We start from the raw sequence: 25,088 nt of genomic DNA on the forward strand, positions 1-25,088 counted from the left end.
AAGCGCAAAACCCTAGCCCTTTCGCCCATCACCACGCTTTACGACGAAGGTAGTGCCACAGATGACCTTTGCCCCGTCCACCTTTACGCCGCCGACTGACCAGCAGCTACAGTCGTTTGTTCGACTCGCCGAGGAATTTTCCTCAGTGCTTCGCCGGCTGGGTTTTTCCAGTGACTCCCTGCGCAATGTCCTTGGCGATGAAGGTCTTGCGGCGCTCAACCGCGGCGAACCTGGCATTGTCGATGTGCTGTTGTCTGCCAATGTGGGTGCGAACGCTGAGCTCATTGCGCTTTTCCGCCTTCTGATTCTGGGCGACTACGAAAATGCCGAGGCACTTTTCGGTGCTGAACTCACCACTTGCCTGCTGGATTGCGGCATTTTGGCGGGCTCACCAGAGCGCGCTCGGGTGTGCATCGATGTACGTCCGGTTGAGGTCGCCGGAGTTGATCGCATTATTTTCTCTGACCGCGATGCCTCAATGAGTGACCACGTGCCGGGCGCTAACCATGTCCTCGGTGTGGGACGGGCTTCTCGTTCGCTCTTAGATATTTCGCCGAGCTCTGCAGTTGGTTCTGTCCTCGATCTCGGCGCTGGCGGCGGCATTCAGAGTCTGGGCCAACCTGATGCGTCGACAATTGTGGCGACCGATATTCATCCTCGTGCGCTGCTTTTTGCCCGCGCTAACTTCGCAGCCAATGGCTATTCCCAGGCCGAAGTCCGTGAGGGCTCGTGGTTCGAACCGGTCGCGGGTGAAAAGTTTGACCGCATTGTGGCCAATCCACCCTTCGTCGTCGGTCTTCCGAGTGTCGAACACGTCTACCGCGATTCCGGACTTGACCTCGACGGTGCCACAGAGCTGATGCTGCGCGGTCTCGTTGACCATCTGGCTGACGGCGGCACCGCTCACCTACTCGGCGCCTGGGCCCATATTGACGGCGAGAGCTGGCAGCAGCGCATCGCATCGTGGCTGCCCGCCGAAGGCCTTGAGGTCTGGGTTACACAGCGCGACATTGCAACGCCTGCCGAGTACATCGGCACCTGGCTGCGCGACGAGTCCATCGATCCCCGCAGCGCCGAAGGCTGCCAGCGCTCGCGCGAGTGGTTGGAGCACTTCCGACATAGTGGCGTGGTTGGCATCGGCTTTGGCTACATCACGGTTCAGCGCATCGATGGCCCCACTTCCGCAGTCTGCGAAGAGATGCCGCAACCGCTTGCCAGCCCTTTCGCCCCGGAAGCCGAGGAGTATCTCGGTCGCGCCGAGTGGCTGCGCGCGCAGACGCCCGAGGCGATTCTCGACGCACCGTTTACAGTCCGCCCCGGCGTCGCAATCGAGCGGGTTTCGCTTGCCGACGTCGACCGCGGCCAGGGCTTTGCGGAGTTCGATATTCGAATCTCCCGTACTGATGGCCCAGCCTGGTCTCATTCCGTCGATGAATCGGTAGTCAAAATTCTCGGTGCGCTCCATCCTGAGGCGGCACTGAGCTCTATCGTTGACATCATGGCCATGTTTGGGGCTTTCGACGAGGAGCAGGTACCCGCGATTAAGGAAGCCCTCGTCCCGATTGTCGTGGACTTGGTCCGCCACGGTCTGATTGTCCCCACCGAGCTTCTGTAAACCGCATCATATTGCCTCGGTTCGTCTTTTGCCCCTTTTGATTTAAGGAGTCCTACTTACATGAAGGCAGTTCTCACTCGCGTTAAATCCGCTTCTGTCACGGTTAACGGCGACATTGTTGGCCACGTTGATGGCGGCGATACCGGCGCAATTCTGGCGCTTGTTGGTGTCGGACGTGACGATGCCCCGGATGCGTGGGAAACCATGGCACGCAAGATTGCCGAGCTGAGAATTCTCGATGGTGAACTCAGTGCAGTGGATGCCGGTGCCGAGGTGCTCGTCGTAAGCCAATTTACGTTGATGGGTGCGACGAAGAAGGGGCGCAGGCCGTCGTGGGTTGATGCGGCACCGAGCCAACAGGCCGAGCCGATTATTGAAAAGATTGTGGAAAATCTGCGAAATCGGGGGCTTCATGTTGAGACTGGCCAATTTGGAGCAATGATGGAGGTAGCATCCGTCAATGATGGACCCTTTACAGTTCTCGTAGAATGCTAGATAGCGCAATTTCACACGGAATTATCTTTTTATCTCAAAACTTACCTATTGACTTTCGTTTTTATTCACGGGAACATTTTTAATACTTCGTGCGTTGCACTAAGTGAGTCCGACTAAAATCCAGGAGGCAGATTCATGAAGAGTGCCGAAATTCAAAATAACGAACTGGAAGGCAAGACACAGGACAAGCGGCGCCGTAGCGGAAATAACGCCAATCCTTCTGCCGATTTGGTTCGTGTTTATTTGAATGGCATCGGCAAGACTGCACTTCTCAGCGCGGAGGAAGAGGTTGAACTCTCCAAGCGTATTGAAGCTGGCGTATATGCAGAACACCTGCTGCAATCCGGCGCGAAGATGACTCGCGCAAAGAAGCGTGACGTAAAAATCCTGGCAAAGGAGGGCAAGGCAGCCCGCGCCCACCTACTGGAAGCAAACCTTCGCCTGGTGGTTTCGCTGGCTAAGCGCTACACCAACCGTGGCATGCCACTGCTGGATCTAATCCAAGAGGGCAACCTGGGGCTGATTCGTGCGATGGAAAAGTTCGACTACACCAAGGGCTTCAAGTTTTCCACGTACGCAACCTGGTGGATTCGCCAGGCAATCACTCGTGGCATGGCAGATCAGTCCCGCACAATTCGTCTTCCAGTCCACCTGGTTGAGCAGGTCAATAAGATTTCTCGCATTAAGCGTGAGCTGTATCAGCAGCTCGGCCGTGAGGCCACGAATGAGGAGCTGGCGGAAGAATCCGGTATTCCGGAGGCCAAGATTGAAATGCTGCTTCGCCAGTCCCGCGATCCGGTGAGCTTGGATATGCCGGTGGGCACTGATGAAGAGGCACCATTGGGTGACTTTATTGAGGACTCTGAGGCCACCGACGCAGAAGAGGCTGTAGTCGCTTCCCTGCGCCACCACGACGTGCGCAAGGTATTGTCCACGCTTGAGATTCGTGAGCAAGAAGTTATTAAGCTGCGCTACGGTCTGGATGATGGCCTGCCACGCACTCTTGATCAGATTGGCCGCCACTTTGGCCTTTCCCGTGAGCGCGTCCGCCAGATTGAGCGTGAGGTTATGGCTAAGCTCCGCGAGGGTGACCGCGCTGACAAGCTGCGCGAATACGCACAGTAAAACACCTCTACCGGCACTGTAGAAGGCGCTGATTATTTCCACCGACCGTATCGGTGGGGAAAAAAGCCTCCCCGCTGCGGTCGGTTTTTGCTTTTCTGGCGTCACGCTATGGGTTTTTACTTCTGTCGCATCAAGATATCGATATTGCGAGCCTTAACCTGTTCGGGCGCAAGTGTGGCTATCCTAATAGTTGAGCGAATTAATCTAAGACTGTGTTATCGGAGGACATCGTGAGGGATTTGGTCGACACCACGGAAATGTACTTACGTACCATTTTCGAGCTTGAAGAAGAGGGAATTATTCCTTTGCGCGCTCGCATCGCCGAGCGCCTCGAGCAGTCCGGGCCGACCGTTAGTCAGACCGTAGCTCGCATGGAGCGCGACGGACTTCTCGTTGTCGCCCCCGACCGCAGCCTTCAGCTTTCCGATGAAGGCCGCAAGCTGGCCACTGCCGTGATGCGCAAGCATCGCCTGGCAGAGCTTCTGCTTACTGATGTCATCGGACTCGAGTGGGACAAGGTCCATGACGAGGCTTGCCGCTGGGAACACGTTATGAGCGACGAGGTCGAAGCAAAGCTCCTGGGCGTCCTCGATTCCTACTCGTGCTCTCCGTTCGGCAACCCGATTCCGGGGCTTGCAGAAATCGGTGGCACCGAGGAACCAGAACCGATGGACAATGTGCAGCGCCTGTCGGACCTCAGCGCTGGCGAGTACACCATTACTGTCGTGCAGATCAACGAGATTCTGCAGGTTGAGCAGAGCTACATGAAGCGTCTGCACAAGGCGGGTATCATGCCCGGCGCGGATGCTATTGCTGAGGTTGCAACTGGTCGCGTAACCCTTGCCCGCGGTGATCATTCGCTCGATATCCCGGATACTCTTTCGCACGCAATCATGGTGGTAGTTAAATGAAACTCCTAGTCACAGGTGGCGCCGGCTACGTCGGTAGCGTTTGCTCAGCAGTACTGCTCTCACTCGGCCACGAGGTCACAATTCTGGACAACTTCTCCACCGGTAACCGCGATGCGGTGCCGGAGGCGGCAACGCTTATTGAGGGAAACGTTGGCGACAAGGCCTTCGAGGTCCTCTCTGCGGATTCCTACGATGGCGTCGTACACTTCGCCGCTAAGTCCCTCGTCGGCGAATCGGTTGAGTCCCCGGCCGACTACTGGCACAACAACGTGGGCCAGACTCTCAAGCTGCTTGACGCCATGCGGGACACCGGTACGAACAATCTGGTCTTCTCCTCTACCGCCGCCACCTATGGCGAGCCAGAGCAGGTGCCGATTACTGAAGACCTTCCGACAGCGCCGACGAACCCATATGGCGCAACCAAGTTGGCGGTGGACTACGCCATCTCCTCGTACGCCAAGGCCTACAACTTGGCTGCAACGAGCCTGCGCTACTTCAACGTGGCCGGGGCGTGGGGCGGCTTCGGTGAAAACCGCGAAATTGAAACCCACCTCATCCCACTTGTTCTCCAGGTTGCTCTAGGGCACCGTGACAAGATCTTCATCTTCGGCGATGACTGGCCAACTCCGGACGGAACTGCAGTCCGCGATTACATCCACATCAAGGACCTCGCTGATGCACACGTCCTGGCTCTTGAATCAAACAAGCCAGGTGTGCACCGCATCTTTAACTTGGGCTCGGGCGACGGCTTCTCTGTCCGCCAGGTGATTGATACCTGCCGCAAGGTCACTGGCCATCCAATTCCTGCGGAAGATGCCCCGCGCCGTGCTGGCGACCCGGCAACCCTGATTGCTTCCTCTCAGCGTGCGATGGATGAATTGGGCTGGAAGCCAAGCCACACGGAGTTGGAGACAATCGTGGCTGATGCGTGGGAGTTCACCAAGGGTCTTGGTGAACGTGCACACTCCGCACATCGTTAGTCCCGCCGCTTAGGCAACCCGGACGAAAAAACAGTGTCCGTTTACTACAGCGCTGCCTAGACTGCTAGTCAATACGAGGTAATTTCACCTTGTAGACCCTACGCAGAACCTCCTGGGCAGCGCTTAAGATTGTTCCGACACATCGCGGCACAATCTGGTTGGCTGAGGCAATTTCCAACAGCTGCGTAAGCGAATGATTGGGCTGCTCGCGCGCCGCCTCATCAAGTGCGGTCTGCGCGAAGTTCTCCAAGCCTTCAGCAAATTTGGCAATCGCAAAACATGCCAGAGCATTGGCGCGCAGCTTCCCCCTATGCACAATGGCCGCTTCATGCCAGATTTGGCCAATCGCCTGTGCAAATGGTGACGTAATAAAAATCAGCGACATGTCACGCAAGGTGACATTGCTCAACGCCGCGGCAATGGCAAAACCACTTGTGTCATCGCGCACTGCGTCATGCGCATCGGTGATTCCGGCGGCAACACTTTCCACGGTCGACGTCAGCACGTCAAAATGCTCAACTAGCGCTGCATTGTCGGAGCCAATTTTCAACGTCCGAGGCTTATCAATCATCAGTGCCCGCTCCCGCAGGCTTTCAATGACCCCGCGGTCTACGCCGTCTTCAAATTGGCCACCGCGGAAATAGTCGCGGTACTCCTGGTACGAGCTGAATATCTTTTCCCCATGTCGCGACAGCAAATCCGCATTGGTGGTCATCAAACTATCGCCGACAATGCCAATAATCTCTCCCCGCTCGTCAGTGACAACTTCCCCCGCCGCAATGCTCGCGACACCCGCCAGCCGTACTTCATGCAGGCCGCCTTCCCGAAGCCATCCGACAATCGGCGTGGAGTCTTTCTCAATCCCCCACGACTCTTCAATGATGAAGACATCCGCGTGCGTGCATCCCTCATCAAGCAAGAAGTCCGCCGCCGCGCGTACCAGCTCGGGATCGCTTTCCATCGTCGCGACATCCTTAATCAGCATGGGACCTGCGTGCGACGACGGATCCATCTCAATCTCACCCCGACCAATCTGCTCGGCTTGACGACGGTATAGTGCCGCGATAACAACCTGGCCGCGTGGATAGAACCCCACGATTCCCGGCAAATTAGTCAAGAACACGCTTGGTTCAATCTCTGGCACTCGATGTGCGTCAAAGTCTTCTGTAATAGCCATTAGTTCCCTACCCCTTTTCCCCCGTGGAAAATCTCTTGGCGGCAACCTCGGTTTAGCCGCCGTTTCGGTGTGGCCCTTATTGTTATCGAAAGCCGCGCCTTCGTGCGGAGCGGAAGGCCGCAAACTGGGCGAAGCTGTGGACTACTTTTCAGTTGTGGATAACTGGAATAATTCGTGCGGTATCCTGGTTGCTTACTTCAAAAGGCAAATAAGGAATTACACAGGAGGTAGTCGCACGTGAATAATCCGACCGACAAGCCTCAGGACAATATGTATGAGGTTGTTTTCCCGGTACCGGACGTAACGGGAGGCGAAGAACATCTAACGCTGGTCATTGCTCTTAATGGCTATGCGGATGCCGGTCATGCAATCACAGAGTCGGCACGCTTTCTGTTGGATGCGCTGGAGCATCGCCCATTGGTGAACTTCTCCATCGATGAACTGGTTGATTACCGCTCGCGCCGTCCTGCGGTGACCATGAATCATGATGAGATTGTGGATGTCGCCGATTTGAACCTTTCCCTCGATGTCGTACGCGACAACTCGGGCAAGCCATTCCTGCTGCTATCTGGCCCTGAGCCGGACATGCGCTGGGAAGCTTTCTCGGCTGCAGTGGCCGATCTTGCGGAACGCTACAATGTCGGCCGCACAGTGTCGCTGTATTCCGCCCCGATGACGGTTCCACACACTCGCCCACTTGGCATCATTGCCCACGGCAGTGACCAGCGAAAGCTCAAGGACCTGCACAAGTGGGGCAACCGCGTCACTGTTCCTGGTGCTGCCAGCTTGAACATTGAGTACGAGTTGACCCGTCGCGGCCGCGACGCATTCGGTTTTACCGCGCAGGTTCCGCACTATGTCGCAGCCTCTGAATATCCGCTGGCTTCTCTGCGGCTGTTACAGGAGGTAGCGAAGATTGCTGGGCTGGATTTGCCGCTGGAGGCTCTCGAGCGGGAGTCCGCACGGGTTGCAGAAATCCTCAACGCTCAAACGAATGAGTCCGGGGAGGTCTCCCAGCTGGTCAATTTGCTCGAGGAGCAGTATGACCAGGAGGTTCGCCGTCGTCAAGCACTGGAGTCGTCTCCTCTGCTCGGACCTGACGGCGAGATGCCGTCGGGCGATGAGCTGGGCGCGGAGTTTGAGAAATTCCTCGCCTCGCAGCCGCTTCGTCCAGCCAAGCAGGAGTCTTCCTCGCTTGACGACGAAGCTGGGGTCGCAACCGATGCTGAACCTGAGGTAGCCTCCGACGCCGAAGCTACTGCGGAAAGTGGGACTGCAGCAGAGGATAACTCCGAAGCCGAACTGGAACAGCCGGACGTTTCGGAGGACGCTGCGGATAAGCAGGAAGCCTCGGAAAGCGACGCGAAGTCGGATAACGAGCCAGAGCAGAAGAAGCCACGCCGACGTGGCTGGAAGCCCTGGTTCCGCTTCTAATTCGCTCGGTGCCGCTAGGGTGGGAAGCGTGTCTTTATCTGAAATGCTTCCCGACCTAGCTGAGGTTCCTGAATCGCTGTTCGAAGACGCGATTTTGGATTCGTTTACTGCCTGGACCAGGAATCAGGGCATTACGCTCTACCCTGCCCAGGAAGAGGCGTCTATTGGCCTGGCCGGGGGTGACCATGTCATTCTCGCCACGCCGACTGGCTCGGGAAAGTCCATGGTGGCCATCGCGGCCCATTTTTGCGCGCTGGCTCGAGGGCAGCGCAGCTTTTACACCGCCCCGATTAAGGCATTGGTGAGCGAGAAGTTCTTCTCCCTGTGTGAGGTTTTTGGTGCGGAAAACGTCGGTATGATGACCGGCGATGCAACTGTCAATGGCGGTGCACCGATTATCTGTGCAACCGCCGAGATTGTTGCCAACATCGCCCTTCGTGACGGCGCTGATGCCGACATCGACCAAGTGGTGATGGATGAGTTCCACTTCTATGCCGATCCAGATCGCGGTTGGGCTTGGCAAGTGCCGCTGCTCGAGCTGCCGAAGTGCCAATTCCTTCTCATGTCCGCAACGCTCGGTGATACCAGCAAGTTTGAAAAGGATTTGAAGGAGCGCACGGGCCGTGACGTCAATCTGGTGACCGGCACGACTCGCCCGGTGCCGTTGGACTTCCACTATGTCTACACACCAGTCCATGACACGCTGGCTGAATTGCTGAAGTCAGGCAAAGCCCCAATTTACATCGTCTTTTTCTCCCAGCGTCAGACTGCTGAACAGGCGCAGGCGCTAACCGGCCTGAAGCTGCTGACCAAGGAGGAAAAGGAGCGTATCCGCCAAGAGATTGGCGATTTCCGTTTCACCACCGCATTCGGCAGGGTGCTCTCAAAGCTGGTTCGTCAGGGAATTGGCGTCCACCACGCGGGCATGCTGCCCAAGTATCGCCGCTTGGTCGAGCGGCTCTCACAGACCGGTTTGCTGAAGGTCATCTGTGGCACAGACACGCTCGGTGTCGGCATTAATGTGCCAATTCGCACAGTGCTCATCACCGGCCTGGCCAAATTCGATGGCCGTCGCAGCCGCATTTTGAAGTCGCGCGAGTTCCACCAGATTGCCGGCCGTGCAGGTCGTGCTGGCTACGACACGGAGGGCACCGTTGTTGTTGAAGCTCCCGAGCACGAAATCGAAAACGCAAAATTGCGTCGTCGTGCCGGTCAGGACGAGGCCAAACTGAAGAAGTTGCGCCTGAAGTCTGTGCCCAAGGGCGAGGTGACATGGTCGGAAAAGACCTTTGACAAGATTGTCTCCCAGCCACCGGAGCCGTTGACCAGCCGCTTTGCCGTGACAAATGGCATGTTGCTCAACGTCATCGCCCGCGGTGGCGATACCTATGAGCACATGCGGCACCTGCTGCGCACCAACCACGACACTCGCCACCAGCAAAACGAGTCGATTTTGACCGCCATCGAGCTCTATCGCGGTTTGGTTAACGCTGGCATCGTCGTCACGCGTGGCGAAGGCGATAACTGTCGCCCCGAGTTGACCATGGAGTTGCAGCGTGACTTCGCGCTCAACCAGCCATTGTCGCCATTCGCGCTGGCAGCGCTGGAGCTTCTCGATCCGGAGAGCCCCAACTACGCGCTCGATGTCATCAGCGTCTTCGAGTCGATTCTGGAAGATCCGCGCCCGCTACTTGTCGCACAGCAGAAGAAGGCACGCGGCGAGGAAATCGCGGCGCTGAAGGCCGAGGGCGTCGATTACACCGAACGCATGAATATCGTCGAAGACATCACCTGGCCAATGCCGCTTGCCGACGAGCTGGAGGGTGCGTTCGACACATATGCTCAAGGTCACCCATGGGTGCGGGAGTTCTCGCTGTCACCGAAGTCGGTAGTCCGCGAGATGGTGGAAAAGGCCATGACGTTCTCGGATGTTGTCTCCGAATACGGAATTGCCCGCTCCGAGGGTATTTTCCTGCGCTACCTCACCGATGCCTGGCGCACACTTCGCCACACTCTGCCGCCGGAGGCGGCCAATGATGAGCTCCGCGACATTATTGAGTGGCTCGGTGAGTTGGTCGCGCAGGTGGATAATTCGCTGGTTGATGAGTGGGCGCAGATGGCCGATCCGGATAAGCCGCTGGATGAGGAGACTCTGAAGGAAGCGGCCTTTGGTAGCGATGAATCTCGACCGCTGACTGGCAATGAGCGTGCATTTACTCGCATGGTGCGAAACCTCATGTTCCGACATGTCCAGCTGTTTGCCTTCGAGAAGGAAGAAGAGCTCGCGGATCTGGACAATTATCTTGAGGATGCGCCGGATTGGCCTGCCGCGATGGATGATTACTTCGACGAGTATGACGACATCGGCATTGATGCGAATGCTCGTGGTGGTGACATGATTTCCATCGACCGCAATGCGGGTGAGGGCCGTTGGCGCGTGGTGCAGATTATTGATGACCCACAGGGTGACCACGGTTGGCGCTTCGAGGCAGAAGTCGACCTCACCGCCTCGGATGAGTACGGCGAGGTCAGGTTGGCATCGCTGCGCATTATTCAGGGCTAGTCCTATCTGGAGCTAGCTACAAATACGGCCAAAAAGGGCCAGGCCACTTCTGGCCTGGCCCTTTTCCTACTGGAGCCTAAAAATTACTCCACGGCTTCCTTGTATGCCTGCCGCACAAGTTCGGCAATGCGGTTGAATTCACCACCGCGTACCGACGATGCTCGGTGTACCAGGCCAATGGTACGGCCCGGACGTGTTGGGCCCTGGAAGCGTGCGATAGCAAGGCCAGGGCGCTTTGCCTCGACCTTCACCGCCGATTCCGGAACTAGCGACTGACCAAGGCCACCTGCAACACACTGCACGACCGTCGACAGCGAGGCCGCGCGGGTTTCCAGGCTGGAAGACTCCCCATGCATGGCATCGACCTTGCGACAGATATCCAGAATCTGGTCGCGCAAGCAATGACCGTCGTCAAGCAGGAGCAAATCCAGATCACGCAGAGCTTCCAGCTCTACGTCTTCCCTTCCTGCCAATGGATGATCCTCAGGGACGACGATGTAGAACTCTTCGTCATAGAGGAAGATTTCATCGAAGGACGGGACTTCCGAAGGCAGAGCCATGATGGCGGCATCGATGGTGCCGGAGCGGAGCGATTCGATCAGACGCTCGGTGGGCTCCTCCACGATGCGTGGCTTCAAGTTGGGAAGCTCCTCGCGCACGAGGCGCAGGAATGTCGGGAGAACATAAGGTGCCACCGTCGGGATAACGCCGATGGATAGCGGACCGGAAAGATCATCAGTACGGCCAGCGGCACGTGCGACAATTTCGTCGACAATTTCAGCCGCCTGGCGTGCGTACGGAATCAGACCTCGACCAAGCGGTGTCACCAAAACCCGACGGGTAGAGCGTTCCACGAGCTGGACACCAAGTCCCTGCTCTAGAGTGGACAGCGCCTGGGACAGGCTGGGCTGCGAAATGCCCAGCCGAGCTGCAGCTTGGCCGAAGTGACCGGTATCGGCAATCGCGACAAAAGCACGTAACTGAGGCAACGTCGGCCGATAATCTCTATTACGCATACCTATAAGCCTACACGAGCTTATTAACATTTTCCTCTTGACGGTCTGAAAATACATAGGCATAATGGAACCGACCCCAGAAGGAATACATTCAGGAGGATTCCATGGCAATTTTGACTGTTGGCGACAAGTTCCCCGAGTTTTCTTTGACCGCACTGAAGGGTGGCAACCTGCGTGATGCAAATGCCGCTTCTCCGGATGACTACTTCGAGCAGGTGACCAACGAGTCCTACGAGGGCAAGTGGAAGGTCGTCTTCTTCTACCCGAAGGACTTCACCTTCGTCTGCCCGACTGAGATTGCTGCATTCGGCAAGCTGAACGAAGAGTTCGAGGACCGCGACACCGTTATTCTGGGTGGCTCCGGCGACAACGAGTTCTCCCACTTCAACTGGCGTGCAACCCACGAGGACCTGCTGGACATTCCGTTCCCGATGTTCTCTGATATCCGCCACGACCTGATGCGCGCACTCGGCGTCGAAAACGCTGAGGGTGTTGCAGACCGTGCAACCTTCATCATTGACCCGGACGGAATCATTCAGTTCGTTTCCGTTACCCCGGACGCTGTTGGCCGTAACGTCGACGAGGTTCTGCGTGTTCTCGACGCTCTTCAGTCTGAAGAGGTCTGCGCATGTAACTGGCAGAAGAATGACCCGACCAAGAACATCGACAAGATGGACGTTCTGAAGCAGGAGCTGAAGTAACTCATATGAGCATTGACAACCTTCGTTCCGGTCTGCCGGAGTACGCCAAGGACATGAAGCTGAACCTTGGCACTCTCACCCGTTCGACGGAGCTGTCTGAGCAGCAACTGTGGGGCACCCTGGTTGCTTCCGCTGCAGCTACTCACAACGAGACCGTTTTCTCCGAGATTGCTGAGGAAGCCAAGGAGCACCTGTCTGACGAGGCTTTCGAGGCTGCACTGGGCGCTGCCACCGTCATGGGCATGAACAACGTTGCATACCGCACGCGTCACGTGCTCGGCGATGACTACGCACAGGTTAAGTTCGGCCTGCGCATGAACATCATCTCCAACCCTGGCGTTGAGAAGGAAGACTTCGAGCTGTGGTCGCTGGCTGTTTCTGCGATCAACGGCTGTGAAGCCTGCGTTACCTCTCACGCAAAGGTCGTCCGTGACGCTGGTCTGACCAAGGAGCAGGTCTGGGAGGCTGTAAAGATTGCCGGCACTGTTTCCGGTATCGCACAGGCTGTGTTCGCTGAGGCTACTCGCTAAGGCTCACGCCTAAAACGGTCGTCCGACCGCTGATGACGAATCGCCCGCGGCGCTAGATTTCATCTGGCACCACGGGCGATTTTTTATTCAGTTTTAGCTTCTACTGCCTTCCCTCGATTGTGCAGGCAATAGCCGCAACTACTTAGTATCCCTGCTGTGGCGGGTAGTACCCCTGCGCCTGCGGATTGTTAGGCATCACGCGACGGCCACCAACAAGCTGACGGTAGACATGGACCTGGACGATGATTGCCAACGGCATGGTGTAAAGAACACCGATATAGAACAGCAGCGTACCTGCAGCAGATACCAGCGAAACCAAAATGAAGGCACCCAGCATGGTCCAGTACTGAGGTTTGACTACACGCCATGCCACAACAGGGGCTTCCAGAGCGCTGCACTGACCATCCATCACCAGCATCGGCATTGTCGAGGCGACAGGCATGATAAATACTGCAAGGCCGATCATTAGTGCATAGCCAATGACCATCAATACGGCGCCGCCGCCACTACCGGTGGAGCCAGTCAGCACTCCACCGCCAATGAAGAGCAAGATGCCCGGCAAAGCGCACAGTAGCTGCACCAAGAACATGACAATGTAGACACCGAGCATCGAGCCCCAGCGCCCAATTTTGAAAAATGCACCAAACGTCGACGGCCGACCATCCATGATCTCAAATGCGCCTCGCAACAAGAACAGCTGCATGAGGAACATAAAGACTGCCATGACCAAGATCATGACAATCATGCCAGTCATCATCGTCTGGAACTGCTCATCCGTAGGGATGGGCGGATTTTCGGGGTCGAAGTTCGGGTCAAAACCCATCTGTGCGGTCATAAAGCCGACAGCAATGATGCTGATAGCAAGAATGACACCGCCGAAGAGCACCATGCCGCCAAGCCAGGTTCCCAGTGAGCTGTTTAAGTAGCGGAAAGCCGTCGAAAACGCGTCAGAGATACTGACCTTCGTCGGCCCCTGTGCCACCGGGTTCACCGGTGGCTGTTCCCCACCGGGCATCCGGACCCCGGGAGCCAAGGTATCAGCACCGGCGGCGTCTTGCTGCCATCCTCCGTAGCCGTAAGACTGCTGACCGTATGGCTGACCTCCGTACGGTTGGCTACCGAAAGGCTGCTGATTACCGCCCTGATTCCACTGCTGACCCCACTGAGGAGAGTCCTCTGGGCCACGCGGGACATCGTTCGAACCGGAATCCGAGCCGAAAGGATTGTAGGCCGAGTTTCCGTCACCGTGAGCTCCACCGGAATACGGATCATACGGGTTGTGCGATCCGTTAGATTCGCGGGATTCGTTAGGGTTGTTGGAATTATATGGATCGTTCGGATTACTCATCGAGCATAAGCTCCTGCCACATTGACGAAAAATTACTTTTCCAAAACGCACTACGGACTATACGTTAGGTACGCCTGGCATCGCCTAAGTCAGCTGCACAGAGGCCACACCCTCGAACTCTTTCAGCGAGTCGCCAACTCCCAGTGCACTGCCGCGCACAATGATGTCGTACTTGCCCGGCGCGACCCCAGCGGTTTCCCAGGTGACCTTTGCTGTGGTGTAGATGCCGTCCTTGACAAACTCAATAATTGACGCCTGATCCCAGTCGTCGGAGACGATTTCTCCGCGAGCATTCTTAATAAGCAAGTATCCGTCTTCCAGGCGTAGGTCATTGTTCGGATTCGCCGCGACGAAGCTAGCTACTGCATTGTCACCGACCTTCACGGTCGCAGTGGATTCCAACACATCGCCAAACTTCTTACCAAGTGGTGGTGAATCAATAATCTTTCCTCCCGACGGTGATGGCGGAATCATTCCTGTCAGGTCGCCAGCGGCACGGCCGGGATTGAGCGCAAGACCGTCGTTAAGCGCGTGAGCGAGATCATCGTACGTCGAAACAATCGCGCACAGCGTGTACTTTCCGAAGGCGGTGGCGCCGCCCTCGTAATCCTGTTGCGAGTATTCCTCGGGCGTCGCGACGTAGTGCCCATAGCTGTTGGTGTAACCCTGGCAGATAACGGTATCGATTGGTACGCCGAGGACTTTCGCGACGTGCTGGCGCATGCGGTAGCCAGACATTGTGGTCGGCTCGAGGCCATTGGTGATGAGGGTAAAGCCTGCGATGCGGGTGATGGCGAACATGTGCGTTTGCTGAAGCAGACCATCGATGTAGCCAACCGGAAGCAAGTTTTCCTTCTCCCCCTGGATTTCTCGGATATTGGCTGGCAGGACGACGTTGTTAAGCTGGCGCACCCACGGTGTGCCGCCGCGCTCGCCTTCGTTGAAGCCCAGAAGTGGCTCACCGCCACCATCTTCCTGACTACTTGCGGCAAACGCTGCGCCGAGGATGGCGGGGCCGGTGCGATGTGGCTTGCCGTCCGGGGTGAACTCAGGATTGATGGAAACATCGGCAAGATTTACCCACTTGTGCACGATGTCGATACCGCCGCCTGGCAGCGGAATGGTCTCACCGGTTGTGGCATCAATCTGCCTTTGCCCGAGGATGCGGGCAGACTCTTCCTCGTTGCCATTTCCTGGACCGGAGTTGGGGACTAATCCCATGTTGGGACTGATATCACCTGGACATGACATGGCGAATGCTGCGACAAACGGGGCGTTCTCCGGCTCTCGGTGGACAACACCGTGGTCAGTTTCCACTTTCCACGCGGCGTAGCCCTTATTGTCGCCTTCAATAATTGTGTGCTCAGGCCCGAAGGTGGTCGGATGAATGCCGTACCAATTAATAAAGCCGACTTCCTTGCCGCCGCGGCTGATGTGCAGAGTGTGGCTCTCCGGATTCACCCCATTGGGAAAGCGCTGCTGCTCCTCATCCGGGTTTCGGCGGAAAGCTTGGAGGGAGCGGTTAACGCCTGCGTCATGAGCAATACCCTTGGTCAGGTGAACGTTTGCCGGCTGAAAGTCAGCGTGCGCGCGCTCGATTGCCTTGACCACACCAACGACGACTGCCTCAAAAGTGACCGGTCGGAAACCCAACGTTGTTAAATCCACCATGAGGTGTCCTGAGGTGCCGCCCGGCGCGACATGAGTATGAGATGCGCCGATTAATACGTTGCCCTCGTGGTAGAGGTCACCGAAGATGGCACGCAGGCGACGCAGCACCTCCATTTGAATGGATTGAAACATCAGTCCCATGTCTGCTGTGACGTGAACGACGCGGTTACCTGCTTCATCGCCGAAGATGAACGCTCTAGCCATTTGGCGCAACCGCAGACCTGAGGAGGTCTGATCCATGACGGCGTAGCCGTTCATACCAGCGCCGAATGGTTCACCTGTCATATCGGCCATTCCCCTGCCGACATTGAGGTTTACCGATGACTGTCCGCCGCCCGCCGTAGGAGTCGCGCTCGCAGCAGGCATATGAGCCACTGTTGGCAGCACTGCCGCGGCGGAAACCGCGGAGGCGCCAACGAGGAAACCTCGCCTCCCAACCTGGAATTGAGCGTTGGTGGCTCGCTCTTGGCCATTCAATGACGCAGATACTCGGGTCTGATGCATGTCACATCCTTGATGTTTCATTTGGGATAACAACATTCCAAACTCTAATAGGTCAGGACTTTCTGCGTGGTCACTTTTCATTTAAGTTGTAAAACAATTTCTGCTCACGTACCCCAGCTCTTCCGCTGCAGTTCTGCTGTGCGGAGTCGACTACGATAGACACCGAAGAATTCCGGCGTTTATCGGAAACCTCCTCGGACCACCTCACTCGAGAAAGGGCAACATGGCTCAGGCTGTCGGTTTTGACCGCGAGAAATACATCGATATGCAATCCGCACACATCAAGCAGCGTCGTGAACAAATCGCAGGTGAAGACGGCAAACTCTATCTCGAAATGGGCGGCAAGCTCTTTGATGACATGCATGCCTCCCGCGTCCTGCCGGGCTTTACTCCGGACAATAAAATCGCCATGCTCGATCGCCTGAAGGACGATCTGGAAATCATGGTCTGCATCAATGCCAAGGATCTGGAACGCCACAAGGTACGCGCCGACCTCGACATCACGTACGAAGACGACGTTCTCCGCCTCATCGATGTCTTTCGCGAACGTGGTTTTCTGGTCGGCAGCGTCGTCGTCACGCAGCTTGCCGACGACAACACCATGGCGAACAACTTTATTGCGCGCTTGGAACGACTTGGATTAAACGTCATCCGCCACAGTTTCATCGACGGCTACCCGGCAAATACGGAAAAGGTCGTCAGCGAAGAGGGCTTTGGCATCAACGAGTGGGCTGAGACAACACGCGATTTGGTCGTCGTGACTGCTCCGGGCCCGGGCTCTGGAAAACTCGCCACCTGCCTGTCGCAGATTTACCACGACCACAAGCGTGGCATCCGTTCCGGATACGCCAAGTTTGAGACATTCCCCATTTGGAACTTAGAGCTTGAGCATCCAGTCAACCTGGCCTATGAAGCAGCCACGGCCGACCTCGATGACATTAACCTCATCGACCCCTTCCACTTGGCGGCTTACGACACGAAGGTCACCAGCTACAACCGTGACGTTGAAGTCTTCCCGCTGCTGCGCACGCTACTGGAAAAGCTCGCGGGCGAGTCGCCCTACAAGTCCCCGACCGACATGGGCGTCAACATGGCCGGCTACTGCATCGAAGATGATGAGGTCTGCCGCGAAGCCTCGAACCAGGAAATCATCCGCCGCTACTACAAGGCGCTTGTCGACGAGCGCAAGACCGCTAGCGATGACGAAGTCTCGCAGCGCATCGCCATGATTATGAGCAAGGCTGGCGTGTCCACCGCTAATCGACGTGTCGTGGCACCAGCCCTGGAGATTGAAAAGGCCACCGGCGCGCCGGGCAGTGCCATTGAGCTGCACGACGGCACGATTATCACCGGTAAGACCTCTGCACTGCTCGGATGCTCGGCTGCGATGCTGCTTAATGCGCTCAAGCAGCTCGCGGGCATCGACCCAGATCTGCACTTGCTCTCCCCTGCAGCTATTGAGCCGATCCAGACGCTCAAGACTGTCCACTTGGGAAGCCGCAATCCGCGCCTGCATACCGACGAAGTGTTGATTGCCCTATCAGTGTCTGCGGCAACCAGCGATGATGCCAGAGCTGCACTTGCTCAGCTGAAGAACCTCCGCAATTGCGATGTTCACACCACCACCATCCTGGGCAGTGTCGATGAATCAATCTTCCGCAATCTTGGTGTGCTCGTTACCTCAGAGCCGAAGTTCCAGAAGAAGGGGCTCTACCAGAAGCACTAGCGGTTCACTTCGAACTTGCTGGTCAAAGGGGTGCCCACGCTGAAAATAGGATAACTGCGTCAGCTGACTAGAATAGACCGCGTGAGCATCAGCAAGATTCTTCTGTACTACCAGTTCGCCCCACTGTCAGATCCGCGCGCCATCATGCTGTGGCAGCGCGATCTCTGCGAATCGCTAGGACTCAAGGGCCGAATCCTGGTCTCCGAACACGGCATCAACGGCACCGTCGGCGGTGACTTGGATGCGTGCAAGAAGTACATCAAGAAGACGAAGCAGTATCCCGCGTTCCACTCCATGCAGTTCAAGTGGAGTGAGGGCGGCGCTGAGGACTTCCCGAAGCTCTCGGTGAAGGTCCGCGACGAAATTGTGGCCTTCGGCGCTCCGGGTGAACTCAAGGTCGATGCCGACGGCGTCATCGGTGGCGGCGTCCACCTCAAGCCGGAAGAAGTCAACAAGCTGGTTGAAGAACGCGGTGATGAGGTTGTCTTCTTCGACGGACGAAATGCCATGGAAGCGGAAATTGGCAAATTCAAAAACGCCGTCGTCCCGGATGTCAAAACCACGCACGACTTCATTGATGAGCTGGAGTCCGGCAAGTACGACTGGATGAAGGACAAGCCAGTAATCTCCTACTGCACCGGCGGTATTCGCTGCGAGATTCTCTCCGCGCTGATGAAGAACCGCGGCTTCGAAGAGGTCTATCAAATCGACGGCGGCATTGTCCGCTACGGCGAAAAGTTCGGCAACAAGGGACTGTGGGAAGGCTCCCTCTATGTCTTTGACAAGCGTATGCACATGGAGTTCGGCGACGGCGTCGATGATGAAGACTACGTGCAGCTCGGTCACTGCGTGCACTGTGGCAAGCCCACCAATACCTTCCAGAACTGCATCAATGAGGACACCTGCCGCCGTCAGGTGCTCATTTGTGATGACTGCTGGCAGCACACTGAGACTCAACACTGCGGCCGCGAAGACTGCAAGGAAGTCGCAGAAAAACTCGCAGCTGCTCGCTAAAACCTGGCTCTAAGGGGCCGCTGCGCCCCAACTGAAATAGAAAGCTGCAGAGCCCCTCACACCAAGTTGGGTATTGGGTACATGTGGGCTGGCTTAGCAGTCCCGGCTAATCTAGTAGGCAACCATGACTACTCAAGGCCGCACTGATACACCAGCTCGTCGCTCTAATAGCTCCGCTGGGGGCTCCGCACATGGCTCTCAGCCCGGAGGCGACCGTCCGAAGCACCATCGATCGGGCAAGAACTCGCGCAAGCAGGAACTCTATGAGCGCATTGATCAGCTTCCCATCCGGGAGGCACAGTCGTTTCGACGTCGGTTGAAGCGAGCATCCGCGCCAAAGGCGCTGTCTGCAATCTCCGCAGATCTTGATTTTGCGCTGGAAAGATTGGAAGAGCGTCGTCAAGCGATCCCTTCAATCTCGTATCCCGCGCAGTTGCCGGTGTCTGCGCGCCGCGACGATATCGCCGAGGCGATTGAGAATAATCAGGTCGTCATTATCGCTGGTGAAACCGGTTCTGGTAAGACCACGCAGATTCCGAAGATCTGTCTGGAGCTAGGCCGCGGTATCCGCGGAAAGATTGGCCACACGCAGCCTCGTCGTATTGCTGCGCGCTCTGTCGCCGAGCGCATCGCCGACGAGCTGGGCGAAAAGATTGGTCAGCACGTCGGCTATGCCGTGCGTTTTGACGACCGCGTGGGCAAAGACACCTGCATCAAACTGATGACGGACGGTATTCTGCTCGCCGAAATCGGGCGCGACCGCCTGCTGCGCGAATACGACACAATCATCATCGATGAGGCGCACGAACGCAGCCTCAACATCGACTTTCTGCTGGGATATCTGAAGCATATTCTGCCGAAACGCCCGGATTTGAAGGTCATTATTACGTCGGCGACGATCGATCCGGACAGCTTCGCGCGTCATTTCGCGCTTGACGACGATCATCCGGCGCCCATCATCGAGGTGTCAGGACGCACCTACCCGGTGGAAATCCGCTATCGCCCGCTGGTACAGACGGTCGTTGCGAAAAACGGGCAGGAAAAGGAAGTTGCCATTGAGCAGCTCGACGGTGTCATTGCTGCCTGCGAGGAGCTTATGCGGCTCGGCGACGGCGATATCCTGGTCTTTTTCTCTGGTGAGCGTGAAATTCGCGAAGCGGCCGAAGCCATTGAAGGCAAACACTGGAAGGGTGTCGAAGCTGTTCCACTGTTCGGCCGGCTGTCCAATGCCGAACAGCATCGAATTTTTACTCCGCACTCCGGTCGACGCATTGTGCTGGCCACCAACATTGCGGAGACGTCGCTTACCGTACCGGGCATTGAGTACGTCGTTGATACTGGTACCGCCCGTATTTCGCGCTACTCTACCCGCACGAAAGTTCAGCGTTTGCCGGTCGAGGACATCAGCCAAGCGTCTGCCAATCAGCGTTCTGGCCGTTGTGGTCGTGTGGCCGATGGTGTGGCTATCCGTCTCTACAGCGAAGAGGATTTTCTCTCTCGCCCGGAGTTTACGGACCCGGAGATTTTGCGCACGAACCTTGCATCAGTCGTGCTGCAGATGATTTCACTGCGTCTCGGTGCCATTGAGGACTTCCCCTTTGTCCAGCCACCGGAGCACAAGGCCATTCGCGATGGCATTAATCTACTGACCGAGCTGCAGGCGATTACCACCGACTCAGGCACTCCGGAGCTGACGAATATCGGCCGCCAGATTGCGCGTATTCCCGTCGACCCACGACTTGCCCGCATGCTGGTTGAGGGATACGAGAACACCACGCTCGGTGCGGTAACAGTCATTGTCGCCGCACTATCGCTTCAGGATGTTCGCGAGCGTCCGCTGGAATTCCAGGCACAGGCCGATCAGCTGCATGCTCGGTTTAAGGACAAGACCAGTGACTTCAATTCCCTGCTAAAGCTCTGGGAGTACTTGGAGGAAAAGCGCCGCGAGCTCAGTGGCAACCAGTTCCGCAAGCTGTGCAAGCGCGAATACCTTCATTACCTACGTGTTCGCGAGTGGCAGGATTTGGTTCGCCAACTGCACCAGGCCACCGCCGAGCTGGGTTGGAACCTCACTGCCCGCAGTTCAACTGCTGGTGTGGATAATCCGGATGAAGTGGCAAAATCCCTGCTCCCAGGCTTGCTGTCCATGATTGGCACCCGCGAAGGCGAAGGTAAGGAATTCACCGGTACGCGCGGTACGAAATTTCTCATTCACCCGTCGTCTGCGCTGGCCAAGAAGCCACCACGGTGGGTGATGGCGGCCGAAATTGTGGAAACTTCCCGCACCTTTGCCCGCAATGTTGGCACTATTCAGCCGCAGTGGGCCGAGAAGGCCGGTGCTCACCTGCTCAAACATCAGTACTCCGAGCCGCATTGGTCCATTAAGCGTGGCGCCGCCATGGCGTACCAGAAGTCGACACTCTACGGTGTGCCCGTTGTGGTCGATCGACTGGTTCCCTACCACCGCGTTGATGCAGATGCCGCGCGGTCTATCTTTATTCGTTCCGCGCTTGTTGAGGGCGAATGGAATACTCACCACGAGTTTTTCCGAACTAACCAGGAAAAGCTTGCCGAGGCTGCAAAAATCGAGGAAAAGCAGCGTTCCCGCGGCATTGTCGTCGATGATGACGTCCTGTACGCGTTCTATGACTCGAAGCTACCCGCATCTATTACCACCGCGGCCAACTTCGATCGCTGGTGGAAGAAGACTAAGCAGAAGCAGCCGGATCTGCTCGATTTCGATCCGAATAAGCTGCTCAACCCCGATGCCGGCGACATCGACGACAACGCATTTCCGGAAATGTGGCAGCAGGGCTCCGTTGACTTCGCGCTCAGCTACAAATTCGAGCCGGGCGCACCAGATGATGGCGTGACGCTGCGTGTTCCTGTGCCACTTCTGGCTGGTCTTCGCGAAGACGGATTCGATTGGCAAGTACCTGGCCTGCGTGCCGAACTGGCCGAGGCCTATATCCGCACTTTGCCTAAGGCACTGCGTAAGTCCGTGGTCCCCGCCCCGGATTTTGCTCGCCGTGCATTGGATCAGATGGTTCCCTATTCCGGCCGCTTCGTCGACGTATTTGCCGATGCTTTACGACGTCTCGGAGGATCCGGCATCAACGGTGCTGACTTTGATTCGTCGAGGCTGCCCGAGCACCTGCGCTTTAACTACGCTGTCATCGATCGTCACGGCAAGATTGTCGATCAAAGCCGCGACCTTGCCGCACTGCGTGCAAAGCATGCAGCCACCGTATCGACTGCCGTATCCAAGCGAGCAAAAGCCGCAGCCCACGAGGCAGTCAAGGACTGGACAGCCGACAACTTGGGCACAGTGGCCGAGACTGTGCGTAGCACTGTCGACGGTCAATCGGTGACCATGTACCCGACACTGGTTGCTACTAAGGATGGTGTGGCGGTTGAGGTCAAGCCGACAAAGGCTCAGGCAGAGACTACGTTGGCCACTACCAATCTGACCATGCTACTTCGACAGTGCCCAGTTAATGTCACCCAAATGACGAAGGGACTGCCACTGCAGCAGCGTGTCGGCGTCGATGCGTGGCCGCATGGCGGTGCGGAGGGACTCGTCGAGGATTGCCGAGTAGCTGTTGTTCGTGACCGAATGTTGGCCGCCGGCGGCCCCGTCCGAGACCCTGAAGAATTTGCGAAGCTACTAGCCACTGTGCGCGCTGGAGTTGCGTCGGAGGTGCGCCAGCTCGTTGTGGGCATTGCGAAGTCAATGCCGCGGTATGTCTCGGTGACGAACCAGCTGAATAAGTGGGAAGGCGATGCCATCGATGACATGCGCCGACAGTTGGACTTTATGCTGCCTAAGGGCGCTGTTGCCAAGCACGGTTGGCAACACTTGCGCCACTTATCGCGCTACTTTGAGGCAATGGGAATTCGCCTGGAAGAGATGAATCTTAATCCAGACCGTGACGCAGACCGCGAGGATGAAGTTGCGGAAGCACGCGAGTACCTGGAAGCAAAGCTCAAGCAACTGCCGAAGGCTCGAGCAAAATCTGCTGATGTCCGCGATATTCAGTGGCTGATTGAGGAACTTCGGGTCAGTCTCTTTGCGCAGCGTCTGGGGACGGCACAAAGTGTTTCTCTAACTCGAGTGAAAAAACGAGTGGACAAATTGCGGTAAGCTCGGTGTTTTTCCGGGCACCGACGTGTGCTGCCTACGAAGTTTGCGTGCTACGAGTCCTTTTCCTTCTTGTCAGCTCGCATGCTGCGGATTTCTTCAGCGAAATCCTCAGCAGAGGAAAAGGACTTGTACACTGATGCAAATCGAAGGTAGCCCACCTCATCGAGCTCTTTCAGAGGTTCCAGGATTGCCAAACCGATATCGTTTGAGTCCACCCGTGGAGTGCCCTTTTCACGGAGACTCTCCTCTACTTTCTGCGCCAATTGCTTGAGCTGCGATTCCGAGACTTCACGTCCCTGGCATGCTCGCCGAACACCCTGAATCACCTTGTCACGGTTGAATTCCTCCGGGATACCATCACGCTTGACCACCATCAGTTGTGAACGCTCAATAGTGGAAAACCGCTTTCCACAGTTCAGACATTCTCTACGGCGACGGATGCCCATCCCGTTATCTATAAGGCGCGAATCCAAAACACGAGTCTGATCATGATGACAAAATTGGCAATGCACGCTTACTAGTTTACGTCGACTTCGTTCACGACCTTGCCGCCGCAGAAACTATCGGCCTCTATAGCGACAGAGAGTTATTCAGCTGAATACGACGCATATGCTGGTGTGAACGTGGCATCAGCGATGTCCTGCTGCCCTTGCTCAGACACCACCCCACCGAGAACTCCAAAGAAGGTTCCCAGCCCCAACGTCCACACAACCATCATGCGTGAGAGATTGGTGCCGACTGACACGTCTCGACGAACCGGCCTTGTCGCCCTGCTTATGGATAGCGATGGCCTGCCATAGTTGACTGCAGTGCGGCCTGGACGAGATCCATCTGCACGGTTACGTGCGGACGCCCCCGCTCCCGACCGGCGGTCAGCCACTCGCGCTCGCTGCCCTGGACGGACGACATCCTGCGTGCGACAGGCGCTGCGCTCTCCCCATACAACCGGAACCTTCCGCTCAGTATTGGTCGAACGCGTGGAAGACTGAGCAAAGTCAATATCAGTAGTGCTGTTAGTTGCAGATGCGAGAATTGCAGTGGACATTGTGTTACTCCCTTTTCTCAGTGCCTGGATACCGTGGAGGCTAAGCCCAAGGGCGGACCCGACAAGCAAGCCACAACCAAGAGCATCAAACGACTGTTCGAGTAATTCGCTATGTTCGATTTATAACACTATGTTCGAATCTTGTCCAGACTTTAACGGACAGATTTTCGAATTTTTCCACCTGGCGTCCACCGAACAACCAAAGAGCAGGCAAATTCGCAAGAATTCCTCGACGAATACTCCCCAAGATGGTCGCAAATTCGAACAGTTTTGAGATATGATTTGTTCGAAAGAGTTTGAGAAAGGGAAGAACTGTGGCGCAGAAGAAGAAGCAAAGTTTAAAAACACTCACCGAACGGCAACGCCGCATCCTTGATGTCATCTCGGATGCAGTGGTTTTGCGGGGCTATCCGCCCAGCATTCGTGAAATTGGTGACGCGGTCGGGCTAAATTCAACGTCTTCCGTGGCCTATCAGCTCAAGGAACTGGAAAAGAAGGGCTTCCTTCGTCGAGATCCGCACAAGCCTCGTGCAGTCAATGTTCGCGACTCCCGGTCCTCAGCCGGCTCCTTCACTCCGGTAAAGCCAGGACCCAAGGCCACAAACAATTCTCAAACGCCCGAGATGCCGGATGATATGCCGGAGCCAATTTTTGTCCCCGTGGTTGGCCAGATTGCCGCGGGTAACCCCATTTTGGCCGAGCAGCATGTGGAAGGCCACATGGCGCTGCCAATGGAAATTACCGGTAGCGGCCAGCTTTACTTGCTTAAGGTTGTCGGCGACTCAATGGTTGATGCCGGCATCCTCGATGGTGACTGGGTCGTAGTCCGCTCCCAGGAAGTTGTAGAGCAGGGAGACTTCGTCGCTGCCCTTTTTGAAGACGAAGCTACGGTCAAGGAATGGCACGAAGACGCAGCCGGCAAGTGGCTTATGCCGCATAACCGCGCCTTTGATCCCCTGCCCGCGGAGCATGCCCGAATCTTGGGAAAGGTTGTCAGCGTACTCCGCAGCCTTTAAATCCCACACTTTCATTGCCCGTATCAGACATAAACGGGCATAATTGAGTTAAGGAATAAAAGGTGCCGTCTGC

19 protein-coding genes are annotated in these 25,088 nt (G+C 56.5%); 13 read left to right on the forward strand and 6 right to left on the reverse strand.

Translation table 11 applies throughout. The features are described from left to right. Positions 1–61: 61 nt before the first annotated feature. The 5 genes from Q4E11_RS01255 to galE all read left to right on the forward strand — a co-directional run bounded on the left by Q4E11_RS01255 (position 62) and on the right by galE (position 5,126). Positions 62–1,615, forward strand: coding sequence for a methyltransferase (locus Q4E11_RS01255; protein WP_303162881.1), 1,554 nt, complete (start codon positions 62–64; stop codon positions 1,613–1,615). Positions 1,616–1,675: 60 nt separating this feature from the next. Continuing rightward, positions 1,676–2,110 carry a D-aminoacyl-tRNA deacylase gene (gene dtd, locus Q4E11_RS01260; RefSeq protein ID WP_303162882.1) on the forward strand — a complete coding sequence of 145 codons (435 nt, stop codon included), beginning with the start codon at positions 1,676–1,678 and terminating at the stop codon, positions 2,108–2,110. A gap of 135 nt (positions 2,111–2,245) precedes the next feature. Further along, entirely contained in the window at positions 2,246–3,235 is a 990-nt protein-coding gene (locus Q4E11_RS01265; RefSeq protein ID WP_303162883.1) for a sigma-70 family RNA polymerase sigma factor, read from the forward strand. Between the two features lie 230 nt (positions 3,236–3,465). Then, complete coding sequence (locus tag Q4E11_RS01270; protein WP_303162884.1) at positions 3,466–4,146, forward strand: metal-dependent transcriptional regulator; 681 nt, start codon at positions 3,466–3,468, stop codon at positions 4,144–4,146. Next, entirely contained in the window at positions 4,143–5,126 is a 984-nt protein-coding gene (galE, locus tag Q4E11_RS01275) for a UDP-glucose 4-epimerase GalE (protein ID WP_303162886.1), read from the forward strand. Before Q4E11_RS01270 ends, galE begins: the two co-directional genes overlap by 4 nt. Positions 5,127–5,190: 64 nt before the next feature. On the opposite strand, the gene Q4E11_RS01280 is transcribed toward galE, so the two are convergent. Then, positions 5,191–6,303: a DUF4192 family protein gene (locus Q4E11_RS01280; protein ID WP_303162889.1), complete on the reverse strand. Its 1,113-nt coding sequence runs from the start codon at positions 6,301–6,303 to the stop codon at positions 5,191–5,193. 237 nt (positions 6,304–6,540) lie between these two features. On the opposite strand from Q4E11_RS01280, the gene Q4E11_RS01285 reads away from it, so the two are divergent. Next, positions 6,541–7,737: a PAC2 family protein gene (locus Q4E11_RS01285; RefSeq protein ID WP_303162891.1), complete on the forward strand. Its 1,197-nt coding sequence runs from the start codon at positions 6,541–6,543 to the stop codon at positions 7,735–7,737. 43 nt (positions 7,738–7,780) lie between these two features. Next, a complete protein-coding gene (locus Q4E11_RS01290; RefSeq protein WP_303163466.1) occupies positions 7,781–10,300 on the forward strand; it encodes an RNA helicase in 2,520 nt (839 codons plus the stop codon). A gap of 83 nt (positions 10,301–10,383) precedes the next feature. Here the strand turns inward: Q4E11_RS01290 and Q4E11_RS01295 are convergent, their stop codons facing one another. Further along, positions 10,384–11,316 (reverse strand): hydrogen peroxide-inducible genes activator, encoded by a 933-nt coding sequence (locus Q4E11_RS01295; protein ID WP_303162894.1) that lies wholly within the window; start codon positions 11,314–11,316, stop codon positions 10,384–10,386. Between the two features lie 104 nt (positions 11,317–11,420). Here Q4E11_RS01295 and Q4E11_RS01300 point away from each other — a divergent pair, with 104 nt between their 5' ends. Both Q4E11_RS01300 and Q4E11_RS01305 read left to right on the forward strand, forming a co-directional pair. Next, a complete protein-coding gene (locus Q4E11_RS01300; RefSeq protein ID WP_303162897.1) occupies positions 11,421–12,017 on the forward strand; it encodes a peroxiredoxin in 597 nt (198 codons plus the stop codon). Between the two features lie 5 nt (positions 12,018–12,022). Further along, positions 12,023–12,547 (forward strand): carboxymuconolactone decarboxylase family protein, encoded by a 525-nt coding sequence (locus tag Q4E11_RS01305; protein WP_303162899.1) that lies wholly within the window; start codon positions 12,023–12,025, stop codon positions 12,545–12,547. Positions 12,548–12,689: 142 nt separating this feature from the next. Here Q4E11_RS01305 and Q4E11_RS01310 read toward each other — a convergent pair whose 3' ends face one another. Continuing rightward, complete coding sequence (locus Q4E11_RS01310; protein ID WP_303162902.1) at positions 12,690–13,895, reverse strand: hypothetical protein; 1,206 nt, start codon at positions 13,893–13,895, stop codon at positions 12,690–12,692. A gap of 84 nt (positions 13,896–13,979) precedes the next feature. Further along, positions 13,980–16,070, reverse strand: a complete 2,091-nt coding sequence (locus Q4E11_RS01315; RefSeq protein ID WP_303162905.1) for a neutral/alkaline non-lysosomal ceramidase N-terminal domain-containing protein — start codon at positions 16,068–16,070, stop codon at positions 13,980–13,982. A gap of 223 nt (positions 16,071–16,293) precedes the next feature. On the opposite strand from Q4E11_RS01315, the gene Q4E11_RS01320 reads away from it, so the two are divergent. The 3 genes from Q4E11_RS01320 to hrpA all read left to right on the forward strand — a co-directional run bounded on the left by Q4E11_RS01320 (position 16,294) and on the right by hrpA (position 22,954). Next, complete coding sequence (locus Q4E11_RS01320) at positions 16,294–17,796, forward strand: DUF1846 domain-containing protein (RefSeq protein WP_303162908.1); 1,503 nt, start codon at positions 16,294–16,296, stop codon at positions 17,794–17,796. An 81-nt stretch (positions 17,797–17,877) separates the two neighbouring features. Then, complete coding sequence (locus tag Q4E11_RS01325; RefSeq protein WP_303162910.1) at positions 17,878–18,810, forward strand: rhodanese-related sulfurtransferase; 933 nt, start codon at positions 17,878–17,880, stop codon at positions 18,808–18,810. Positions 18,811–18,934: 124 nt separating this feature from the next. Further along, positions 18,935–22,954: an ATP-dependent RNA helicase HrpA gene (gene hrpA, locus Q4E11_RS01330; RefSeq protein ID WP_303162912.1), complete on the forward strand. Its 4,020-nt coding sequence runs from the start codon at positions 18,935–18,937 to the stop codon at positions 22,952–22,954. A 50-nt stretch (positions 22,955–23,004) separates the two neighbouring features. Here hrpA and nrdR read toward each other — a convergent pair whose 3' ends face one another. Next, on the reverse strand, positions 23,005–23,466 hold the full coding sequence (nrdR, locus tag Q4E11_RS01335; protein WP_303162915.1) for a transcriptional regulator NrdR: 462 nt from the start codon (positions 23,464–23,466) through the stop codon (positions 23,005–23,007). A 74-nt stretch (positions 23,467–23,540) separates the two neighbouring features. Then, entirely contained in the window at positions 23,541–23,999 is a 459-nt protein-coding gene (locus Q4E11_RS01340) for a hypothetical protein (RefSeq protein WP_303162917.1), read from the reverse strand. Positions 24,000–24,313: 314 nt separating this feature from the next. On the opposite strand from Q4E11_RS01340, the gene lexA reads away from it, so the two are divergent. Then, a complete protein-coding gene (lexA, locus tag Q4E11_RS01345; protein ID WP_303162921.1) occupies positions 24,314–25,015 on the forward strand; it encodes a transcriptional repressor LexA in 702 nt (233 codons plus the stop codon). The last annotated feature ends 73 nt before the right edge of the window (positions 25,016–25,088 follow it).

This window comes from Corynebacterium sp., assembly GCF_030532195.1.
GTDB lineage: Bacteria > Actinomycetota > Actinomycetes > Mycobacteriales > Mycobacteriaceae > Corynebacterium.